Raw genomic sequence first — 10,876 nt, 5'->3', positions numbered from 1 at the left:
CCCCGCCTGTATCTTCTAGAGCCAGAAGAGCTCCCTAACCGCTTTCCGATGTAGTACAATCCTGGGGACGACACAATGCCCACCAGCGTTGTTCGACCAGCGTTCAGCTCACGCCGACGGCAGGCCCGCGATGCCGGTGTCAGCCGAGGTGGGCTCGCCGCCGCGGCGTCCGCCCGCCATCTCGTCGCGCACCAGGCGGATCCACAGGAGCACGGCGAACCCACCGAACACCCACCACTGCAGCGCGTAGAAGAGGTTCTGCAGGTTGGCGCCCGAGCCGCCGTCGATGGTGGGTCGTGGCAGGGCCGCGACTCCGCCGTCCTCGGCTGATCCTGGGCCGGACGTCGCCACGAGGTAGCCCGTGTAGATCGGCCCGCCCCACTCGTTGACGAGCGCGCTGAGGGCGATCTGCTCGGTCTGCCCGTCCACCACGGCGGCGCTGCCCGACGTCGACTCGCCCGCCTGGAGCCAGCCCGTCAGCGTGACCTCGCCCTCCGGCAGGGCCAGCGCCTCGGCGGCGGCCGGCGTCTCGACCCAGCCCTGGACCACCGCGAGCACCGGCGCGCCGGACAGGTCGGCCCAGGACGCGCCGTCCGTCCCGTCGTCGGACACCCGGAAGGGGGTCAGGACGAGGTAGCCCGTGTGCCCCTCCAGGACCCGGCCGGGGACCAGCAGCGAGCCGGCGGGCTCGAACTCGCCGGCGACGCGCACCTCGCGGCCCACCAGCTCGCCGGGGAAGCTCTGCTGCGGCGCCAGCAGGTCGCCCAGCCAGGACGGCCCGGCCGCGGCGGCCTCGGCGGCCTCCTGCTGCGCGGCCAGCTCCGCACGCTCGTACGCCCGGTCGATCTGCCAAGCGCCAAGCCGGCCGCACAGGACCGCTGCCAGCACGAACACGAGCAGCAGCCCGATCATGCGGGGCTGCCGCGCGACCTGGAGGAAGGTGCGGCGCTCGGGGCCGGGTCCGGCGTCGCTCACCCTCGGATCGGGTGTGCTGGGGGCGCTGACGGGCATAGCCTCAACGGTAGTCGCCCAGGAGTGTCAGACGCACAGGTCACGGGGATGACCCGTGGGTCTGACATGTCACACACCGGGTGGCGGCTCGGTCGTCTCGCGTAGGGGGCCGTTCTGCGTTCGAATGAAACAGGCAGCCGAGCAGCACGGATTCCGCACGTCACCCCAGTAGGAGCGTGAGCGATGACGACGACAGCACTCCCCGACTCCCCCGCCACCGGATGGCGCGCCACCGGTGTCGCCGAGCTGAAGCCCGCCGAGCTGGAGCGGATCCACGCGTGGTGGCGGGCGGCCAACTTCCTCTCGGTCGGCCAGATCTACCTGCTGGACAACCCGCTGCTGCGCGAGCCCCTCACCCGGGACCACGTCAAGCCGCGGCTGCTGGGCCACTGGGGCACCACGCCGGGCCTGAACTTCCTGTACGCGCACCTGAACCGCGCCATCAAGGAGCGGCAGCAGAAGACGATCTACATCACGGGCCCCGGGCACGGCGGGCCGGGTCTGGTCGCCTCGGCCTACCTGGACGGCACCTACTCCGAGGTCTACAGCGACATCACCGAGGACGCCGAGGGCGTGAAGCGCCTGTTCCGGCAGTTCTCGTTCCCCGGCGGGATCCCGAGCCACGTCGCGCCGGAGACGCCGGGGTCGATCCACGAGGGCGGTGAGCTCGGCTACTCGCTGAGCCACGCCTACGGCGCGGTCTTCGACAACCCCGACCTCCTGGTCGCGGCGGTGGTGGGCGACGGCGAGGCCGAGACCGGCCCGCTGGCCACCTCCTGGCACTCGAACAAGTTCGTCAACCCGGCCCAGGACGGCGTCGTGCTGCCGATCCTGCACCTCAACGGCTACAAGATCGCGAACCCGACCGTGCTGGCGCGCATCCCGCAGCACGAGCTGAACGACCTCATGGTCGGCTACGGGCACAAGCCCTACTTCTTCGACGGCGGGTACGACGAGAGCGAGCCGCCGCTCGAGACGCACCGCCGGTTCGCGGCCCTGCTCGACGAGGTGCTCGACGAGATCGCCGCCATCAAGGCGCGGGCGGCGCACGGCGACCTCAGCCGCCCGATGTGGCCCATGATCGTGTTCCGCACGCCCAAGGGGTGGAGCGGCCCGGCGGAGATCGACGGCAAGAAGACGACGGGGTCGTGGCGCGCGCACCAGGTGCCGCTCGCGAACGCCCGCGACACCGACGAGCACCTGGCGGTGCTCGAGAAGTGGCTCCGGTCGTACCGCCCGGAGGAGCTGTTCGACGCCGACGGCCGCGTGCTGCCGGAGATCACCGGGCTGGCGCCGGAGGGCGCGCTCCGGATGAGCGCGAACCCGCACGCGAACGGCGGCCTGCTGCTCAAGGACCTGCGGCTGCCGGACTTCCGCACGTACGGCGTGGACGTGCCGGTCCCCGGCGGCACCACGTCGGAGGCGCCGCGCGTGCTGGGCGAATGGCTCACCGACGTGATCCGGCTCAACCCCGACAACTTCCGCATCTTCGGCCCGGACGAGACGGCGTCGAACCGCCTGCAGGCCGTGTACGAGGTGACGGACAAGCAGTGGAACGCCGAGTACATCGGGCCCGAGGTGGACGAGCACATGGCGCGCGCGGGCCGCGTCATGGAGATGCTGAGCGAGCACCAGGTACAGGGGTGGCTGGAGGGCTACCTGCTGACCGGCCGGCACGGCCTGCTGACGAGCTACGAGGCGTTCATCCACATCGTCGACTCGATGTTCAACCAGCACGCGAAGTGGCTCAAGGTCACCAACGACATCCCGTGGCGGCGGCCCGTCGCGTCCCTGAACTACCTGCTGTCCAGCCACGTGTGGCGGCAGGACCACAACGGGTTCAGCCACCAGGACCCGGGATTCATCGACCACGTCGTGAACAAGAAGGCCGAGATCGTCCGGGTCTACCTCCCGCCGGACGCCAACACCCTGCTGTCCACCTACGACCACTGCCTCCGCAGCCGCCAGTACGTGAACGTCGTGGTCGCGGGCAAGCAGCCCGCTCCGAACTTCCTCGACATGGAGACGGCGGTCGAGCACTGCACACGCGGGCTGGGCATCTGGGAGTGGGCGGGCACGGAGGTCGCGGGCGAGAAGCCCGACGTCGTCCTGGGCTGCGCGGGCGACGTGCCGACGCTGGAGGTGCTGGCCGCCGCGGACATCCTGCGCCGCGAGCTGCCCGGCCTGAAGGTGCGGGTCGTGAACGTCGTCGACCTCATGCGGCTGCAGGACGCCGCCGAGCACCCGCACGGCCTGACGGACTCCGAGTTCGACGGCCTGTTCACGAACGACCGGCCCGTCGTGTTCGCGTACCACGGCTACCCGTGGCTCATCCACCGCCTCACGTACCGCCGCACGGGCCACCAGCACTGGCACGTGCGCGGGTACAAGGAGGAGGGCACGACGACGACGCCGTTCGACATGGTCATGCTCAACGACCTCGACCGGTACCACCTTGTGATCGATGTCATCGACCGGGTCCCGTCCCTCGGCAGCGCCCAGGCCGGGCTGCGCCAGCGCATGCAGGATGCCCGGCTTCGTGCGCGTGCCTGGACCCGCGAGCACGGCGACGACCTTCCGGAGGTGCGCGACTGGGTCTGGCCCGACGCCCAGGACCTGGCAGACGGCGCCCAGGTTGACGCTACGCTCGGCACTGGTGGAGACAACGAGTAGCAGCAAATACCACGAAGTGAACACGGAGCGGCATGTGACCGGCGCGACCCGCAGCATCGTCATCGCAAGTCCCGAGGGCGAGAGCGGAAAGTCGACGGTCGCGCTGGGCGTCCTCGACCTGCTGGTCCGCAAGGGCCAGCGGGTCGGGGTGTTCCGGCCCGTATCGCGCTCGACCGAGGCCGAGGGCACCAGCGGGCAGCGCGACCACGTCCTGGAGCTCCTCCTGGAGCACGACGGCGTCGACATCGCATACGACGACGCCGTCGGCGTGACGTACGCCGACCTGCACGCCGACCCCGAGGACGCACTGAGCCGCATCGTCTCCCGGTTCCACGACCTGGCCGCGCGCTGCGACTCGGTGGTGATCCTCGGCACCGACTACACCGACGTCGCCGGGCCCACCGAGCTCTCGTTCAACGCGCGCATCGCCGCGAACCTGGGCGCGCCGGTCCTGCTCGTCGTCTCGGGCCGCGAGCGCACGCCCGAGGGCATCCGTGCTCTGGCCGACGTGAGCCTCGCCGAGCTGGCGGCGCACCACGCGCAGGCGATCGGGCTCGTGGTCAACCGCGCGGACACGCACAGCGCGCTGGACGTGCGGACCCTGCTGGCGCAGGCCCAGCCCGACGTGCCGGTGTGGACCATCCCCGAGGAGCCGTTCCTGCAGGCCCCGACGGTGGGCCAGCTTCTGGAAGCGGTCGACGGCACGCTCGTGCTCGGCGACCCGGAGCTGCTCGGCCGCGAGGCGCTGGAGCTGCTGGTGGGCGCCATGAGCTTCGAGCACCTGCTGGAGCGACTGACCGACGGCGCCGTCGTCATCACCCCGGGCGACCGCATCGACCTCCTGATCGGGCTGCTCACCGCGCACCAGACGCCGTCGTTCCCGTCACTGGCCGGGATCATCCTCAACGGCGGGTTCTACCCCCAGGGCCGCCCGGCGGAGCTGCTGGAGGCGATGCGCCCCAAGCTGCCGATCATCACCACCGGGCTCGGCACGTACCGCACGACCCGCGCGGCCGCGACGACCCGCGGCCGGGTGGACAAGGACTCCGTGCGCAAGGTCGAGACCGCCCGCGCCCTGTTCGAGCGCAACGTTGACTCCGCGGCGCTCGCCGCGCGCCTCGACCTGCCGCGGCCGCAGGTCGTCACGCCCCTGATGTTCGAGTACCAGCTCATCGAGCGGGCCCGCGGCGACCGCCGGCACATCGTGCTGCCCGAGGGCACCGACGACCGGATCCTGCGCGCCGCCTCGACGGTGCTGGCCCGGCACATCGCGGACCTCACGATCCTGGGCGACGAGGAGCCGGTCCGAGCCCGCGCCGCCGAGCTGGGCCTCGACATCGAGGCCGCCCGCGTGCTGTCGCCGCACGACCCGGAGTACGTGGAGCGGTTCGCCGCCGAGTACGCCCGGCTGCGCGCCCACAAGGGCATGACCGTCGAGCGGGCCCGGGAGATCGTCACCGACGTCTCCTACTTCGGCACGATGATGGTGCACCTGGGCCTCGCGGACGGCATGGTCTCCGGCGCCGCGCACTCGACGGCGCACACCATCCGGCCGTCGTTCGAGATCATCAAGACCAGGCCCGACACGTCCTCGGTGTCCTCGGTCTTCTTCATGTGCCTCGAGGACCGGGTGCTCGTGTACGGCGACTGCGCGGTCATCCCTGACCCGACGTCGGACGAGCTCGCCGACATCGCCGTCTCCTCGGCCGCGACCGCCCGGCAGTTCGGCGTGGAACCGCGCATCGCCATGCTGTCCTACTCCACGGGCACGTCCGGCACGGGCGCCGACGTCGACAAGGTCCGCACCGCGACGGAGCTCGTCCGCGAGCGCATGGTGCAGCTCGACATGAAGCTCGACGTCGAGGGCCCCATCCAGTACGACGCCGCCGTCGACGCCTCGGTCGCGGCGTCCAAGCTGCCCGAGTCCGACGTCGCGGGGCGGGCTACCGTGTTCGTTTTCCCGGACCTGAACACGGGCAACAACACGTACAAGGCGGTGCAGCGGTCTGCGGGCGCGGTCGCCGTCGGACCGGTGCTGCAGGGCCTGAACAAGCCGGTCAACGACTTGTCCCGCGGCGCGCTGGTCCAGGACATAGTGAACACGGTGGCAATAACGGCCATCCAGGCCCAGACCTCGTCGCGGGTCGAGCCCACCTCGCGGGTCGAGCCTGTCGAGACCAAGGAGTCCGAATGAGCACCGTCCTCGTTCTCAACTCCGGCTCCTCCTCGCTGAAGTACCAGCTCGTCGACCCCGCCTCCGGTGACGCCCTCGCCGTCGGCATCGTCGAGCGCATCGGCGAGGCCACCGGGACGGCTCTGCACGAGACGAAGGGCGAGAAGCTGGTGCGGGACCTGCCGGTGCCCGACCACGGGGAGGCGCTCCGCATCGTCATCGGCCTGTTCGACGAGGTGGGCCCGTCGCTCGCGGAGGCGGGCATCGCCGCCGTCGGGCACCGGGTCGTGCACGGCGGCGAGGTGTTCAGCGCCCCCACCCTGATCGACGACGACGTCGTGGCCGGCGTCCGGGACCTCATCCCGCTGGCCCCGCTGCACAACCCGGCCAACGTCACGGGCATCGAGGTGGCGCGCGAGCTGCTGCACGTGCCGCACGTCGCCGTGTTCGACACCGCGTTCTTCTCGACGCTCCCGAAGGCCGCCTCGACCTACGCCCTGGACCGCGCGGTGGCCGCCGAGCACGGCGTGCGGCGGTACGGGTTCCACGGGACGTCGCACCAGTTCGTGTCGTCAGCGGTGGCCGCGCACCCCGCCGTCGTCGACAAGCTGGCGGCCGAGGGCCGCGGGCCTCATGAGCTGCGCCAGGTGGTGCTGCATCTGGGCAACGGCGCGTCGGCGTCGGCGGTGCTGGGTGGCCGCCCGGTCGACACGTCGATGGGCCTGACGCCGCTCGAGGGCCTGGTCATGGGCACCCGCTCGGGCGACCTGGATGCGGGCATCGTCTTCCACCTGGTGCGCGGGGGGATGTCCGGCGACGAGATCGACACTCTGCTCAACAAGCGCTCCGGCCTGCTCGGCCTGTCCGGCGTCGGCGACATGCGCGAGCTGCGGAAGCTCGTGACCGCGGGCGACGCCGACGCGCGCCTCGCGCTGGACGTCTACCTGCACCGGCTGCGCAAGTATGTGGGCGCGTATGCGGCGGTGCTGGGCGGCCTCGACGTCCTGACGTTCACCGCCGGCGTCGGCGAGAACGACCACCGCATCCGCTCGGGCGTGGTGCGCGGGCTGAAGTTCCTCGGCCTGACGATCGACCCGGCGGCCAACGAGGCGCGGTCGGACGAGGCGCGCGTGATCTCGGTCGCGCCTTCGCTGCGACACAAGACCAACCCGCTGGTCGCCCTTCGACAGGCTCAGGAACCGCGAGCCGAGACCCCGCTGGTCATGGTCGTCCCCACCAACGAGGAGCTGGCGATCGCGCGCCAGGCGATCGAGCTGGTCGAGGCCTAGCTGCCCCGCCCCAGTCCCCCCTTCCTCGGTCAGTCATCGCCGCCTCGAACCGAAGGCTGCGGGTCTATCGGGCCCTCGATGGACCAGCAACCTTCGGTCGGACGTCCGCCGGGCGCGTAGGTTGCGGTTCGACGCCGGAGACGGCGCGCAAGTTGCGGTTCGGGCGCACGAACCGCAGCTTGGGCCCCCGGGCCACGGGGCGGCGATGCCCGGGGGGGCTTGACGTCCACGGTGCCGCGGTGGAAGATCACCTCCAACCCATGATGACGTCAACATAGTTCAGCGACGAGCAGAGTGTTCACGTCAACATCCGCCCGCACGTCCTGACCCATCGCACTGGCGCGAGAGGAGGGCTCACTGGTGAGCTCGATACGAAGGAAAGCAGGACGGCGGCGCGCAGGCGTCGTCCTGACGACGAGCGCGCTGCTCGCGGCGGGGCTCCCGGCCTCGGCCACCCCCCAGCCCGCCGTCGCGGCCTCCCCCGTCGCAGCCACGACCGTGACCGCGACCCTGGGCACCACCGCCACGCCGGCCGTGACCGTCCGCCCCGACCCGTCGTACGCCGGGGAGCCGTTCGAGGGCTGGGGCACGAGCCTCGTATGGTTCGCCAACGCCACCGGCGGCTACCCGGACGAGATCAAGAACCGGCTCGCCGACATGCTGTTCGGCGACGACGGGATGAACCTCAACATCGCCCGGTACAACATCGGCGGCGGGAACGCCCCCGACGTCCCGGACTACCTGCGCGCCGGTGCCGCCGTCGACGGCTGGTGGAAGGCGCCCGAGGGCACCACCCGCGAGGACGTCGACTGGTGGGACCCGGCGAACCCGGACCACTGGAACCCGGACGCGGACGCCACGCAGCGCTGGTGGGTGGACCGCATCAAGAGCGACGTCACCCACTGGGAGACGTTCAGCAACTCCCCGCCCTGGTTCCAGACCGCCAGCGGATACGTCTCCGGCGGGTTCGACTCCAACGCGGACCAGCTCAAGCCCGAGAGCATCGACGACTTCGCCGCGTACGTCGTCGGCGCGACCGAGCGCCTCGAGGACGCGCACGGCATCGACGTCGACACGATCGACCCGTTCAACGAGCCGAACACGAACTACTGGGGTACCCAGCTCGGCGCCGACGGCAACCCGACCGGCGGCCGCCAGGAGGGCGCCCACATGGGGCCGGGGCTGCAGCAGCAGGTCATCCCGGCGCTGGCGGACGCCCTCGGCGGCTCGACGACCGACGCCGCCATCGCCGCGATGGACGAGACGAACCCGGGCCGGTTCGCCACCAACTGGAACACGTACCCGGCCGCGGTGCGCGACCAGGTCTCGCAGCTCAACGTGCACACCTACGGCACCGGCCAGCGCACCACGGTGCGCGACATCGCCAAGGGCGAGGACAAGCCCCTGTGGATGAGCGAGGTCGGCGGCTCCTGGTCCAGCACCGGCCAGGACTTCGAGTCGATGGAGTCCGGCCTGGGCAGCGCCCACCAGATCGTGGACGACCTGCGCGAGCTCGAGCCGTCCGCGTGGGTGTTCTGGCAGCCCGTCGAGGACTACGACAACATGGCGCCCGGCGGCGAGAGCCCCGAGGGCGGCAACTGGGGCGAGATCCAGATCCCGTTCTCCTGCACCGCGCAGGACACGCTGGAGACCTGCCCCATCTACACGAACACCAAGTACTGGGTCACCCAGAACTTCACGCACTACATCACGCCGGGTGACCGCCTGATCGGCGTGGACGACGCCGACAGCACCGCGGCTGTGTCCGCCTCGGGCTCGGCGGCGACAGTGGTGCACGTCAACGACACGACGGCGGACCGCGACGTCACCCTGGACCTCTCCGGCTTCGCGGACGTCGCCGCCGGCGCAACGGTAACGCCCGTCGTGACCAGCGTCGACGGGTACCTCGTCGAGGGCGAGCCGGTATCCGTAAAGGACGCCGCCGCGACGCTCACCGTGCCCGCGGAGTCCGTCACGACGTTCCTGGTCGACGGCGTCTCCGGCGTCGCGGACGACGCCGAGCTGGCGCAGGACGGCCACGTGTACCGGATCGACGGCGTGCAGTCCGGCCTCTCGCTGGCGCCCGACGGCGACGGCGGCGTACAGATCTCGACCGACGACCCCGCGGCGGCGGGGCAGCTCTGGACGCTCGACGCCCTCGGCGCGCCCGAGGGCTCCGGCACGCACCGCGCACGGTACGCCGTGACCAACGTCGGCACGGGCGAGCAGCTCGCGATCAGCGCGGACACGTCCGCCGTGCTCGTCGACGCGCCGGCCGACCCCGCCGACACCCCGGACGCCGCCCGCTGGGTGCTGTCCACCACGGGGGACGGCACGTACACGCTGGTCAACGCGGTATCGGGCACGCTGCTCGAGGTGGGCGGCGAGGCCAGGGCCGACGGGTCGCCCGTGGGCACCTACCTCGCCAACTCGGGCGCCAACCAGCGCTGGGCGGTGGTCGACGAGACGGTGCTGGGCACCGTGCCCGTCGACGCGTTCACCGTTCCCGGCACGACGCCGGAGCTGCCGCAGACCGTCACCCCCGTGTACCCGGCCGGCCCGCGCGGCGCGCTGCCCGTGACCTGGGACCTGCCCGGCGACGACGCGTGGCAGCAGGCGGGGATCGTCGAGGTCACCGGCACCGTGGCCATCCCGGCGGGCGGCACGGTCGAGGCGACGGCCACCGTCGTCGTCGACCTCCTGGAGCGGACCCTGCCGGCCCAGGGTGCGGCGTACGTGGGCGGGGAGCCCGAGCTTCCTCCCACGGTCACCGCCATCGCGGCCGGCGGCGCGGAGGTCGAGCGGCCGGCGACGTGGGATGCCGCGCCCGCCGGCGCGTTCGACGAGATCGGCGTGGTCGAGCTGACCGGCGCCGCCGACGCCGGGGACGGTACGACGCTGCCCGCGACCGTCCGGGTGCTGGTCACCGAGCCGGGCGAGACGAACGCCGCCCTCGCGGAGGGCACCACGGCGTCGGCCACCTATACCGAGCCCGGCTACCCTGCCGAGCGGGTGATCAACGGCGACCTCACCGACAAGGGCTGGTCCAACTGGCGCCCGGACGCCAAGAACACCGAGGACACGCTGACCGTGACCCTGCCCGCGCCGCGTGACGTCACCCGCGTCGTCACGCACTTCTACCGCGACGGCTCGCACCTGAGCTGGGCGAGCGCCGTGGCGCTCGAGGCCCGGGTCGACGGCGAGTGGCGGGCGCTCGGGGACCCGGTCCCCGTGACGTCCGACGGCGCGGCGCCCGTGGTCGACCTCCCCGCCGGCGTGCGCGCCGACGCCGTCCGGGTGGTGATGACCGCCCGGGAGAACACGCACATGATCGTCAGCGAGGTCGAGGTCATGGCGAAGGCGCCGGGTGAGCCCGCGCCGGCCTGGGCGGCGTCGACGACCTACCGCACCGGTGACGAGGTCTTCCACGACGGTGCGTTCTACCGTGCGGTCCGGACCACCCAGACGGAACCCGGCACCTCGGACCACGGCCCGTGGGAGGAGATCGTCCGGTCCGGGGACGGCACGGCGGTCTGGACGGCGTCGCGGATCTTCGTGAAGGGCGAGGTCGTCGTGCACGAGGGCGACCGGTACCGGGCAATCCGGACGGTCCGCGGCGAGCAGCCCGGTAGCTCGTCCGGCGCGTGGCGGCTGATCCAGTCCTGACCTGACCGGCACGAACCCGGTCTGCGAAGTAGAGCGCCTGTCCGGCTTCCGCACGGTCTACTCG

At 71.7% G+C, this 10,876-nt stretch carries 5 protein-coding genes; 4 read left to right on the top strand and 1 reads right to left on the bottom strand.

Features of this window, described 5'->3' with window-relative positions; all coding sequences use genetic code 11:
* Positions 1-108: 108 nt before the first annotated feature.
* A complete protein-coding gene (locus ACFT2C_RS10385; RefSeq protein WP_377206967.1) occupies positions 109-1,011 on the bottom strand; it encodes an SURF1 family protein in 903 nt (300 codons plus the stop codon).
* Between the two features lie 183 nt (positions 1,012-1,194).
* Between ACFT2C_RS10385 and ACFT2C_RS10380 the strand changes: the two genes are divergently transcribed.
* The 4 genes from ACFT2C_RS10380 (at position 1,195) to ACFT2C_RS10365 (ending at position 10,812) form a co-directional block, all read left to right on the top strand.
* Positions 1,195-3,684, top strand: a complete 2,490-nt coding sequence (locus ACFT2C_RS10380) for a phosphoketolase (protein ID WP_377206966.1) — start codon at positions 1,195-1,197, stop codon at positions 3,682-3,684.
* Positions 3,685-3,718: 34 nt separating this feature from the next.
* Positions 3,719-5,878: a phosphate acetyltransferase gene (gene pta / locus ACFT2C_RS10375; protein WP_377206965.1), complete on the top strand. Its 2,160-nt coding sequence runs from the start codon at positions 3,719-3,721 to the stop codon at positions 5,876-5,878.
* Positions 5,875-7,146, top strand: a complete 1,272-nt coding sequence (locus ACFT2C_RS10370) for an acetate/propionate family kinase (protein WP_377206964.1) — start codon at positions 5,875-5,877, stop codon at positions 7,144-7,146. Before pta ends, ACFT2C_RS10370 begins: the two co-directional genes overlap by 4 nt.
* Before the next feature lie 360 nt (positions 7,147-7,506).
* Positions 7,507-10,812, top strand: coding sequence for an RICIN domain-containing protein (locus ACFT2C_RS10365; RefSeq protein WP_377206963.1), 3,306 nt, complete (start codon positions 7,507-7,509; stop codon positions 10,810-10,812).
* The last annotated feature ends 64 nt before the right edge of the window (positions 10,813-10,876 follow it).

The organism is Promicromonospora sp. NPDC057138 (genome assembly GCF_042670845.1).
Classification (GTDB): domain Bacteria; phylum Actinomycetota; class Actinomycetes; order Actinomycetales; family Cellulomonadaceae; genus Promicromonospora.
The sequence above is the reverse complement of the archived record's forward strand: the minus strand, read 5'-3'. Positions and strand labels throughout refer to the sequence as shown.

Bases quoted from the DNA above. Each gene is read 5' to 3' on its own strand.
- ACFT2C_RS10385 (WP_377206967.1), bottom strand. From the start codon at position 1,011: ATGCCCGTCAGCGCCCCCAGCACACCCGATCCGAGGGTGAGCGACGCC.
- ACFT2C_RS10380 (WP_377206966.1), top strand. From the start codon at position 1,195: ATGACGACGACAGCACTCCCCGACTCCCCCGCCACCGGATGGCGCGCC.
- ACFT2C_RS10370 (WP_377206964.1), top strand. From the start codon at position 5,875: ATGAGCACCGTCCTCGTTCTCAACTCCGGCTCCTCCTCGCTGAAGTAC.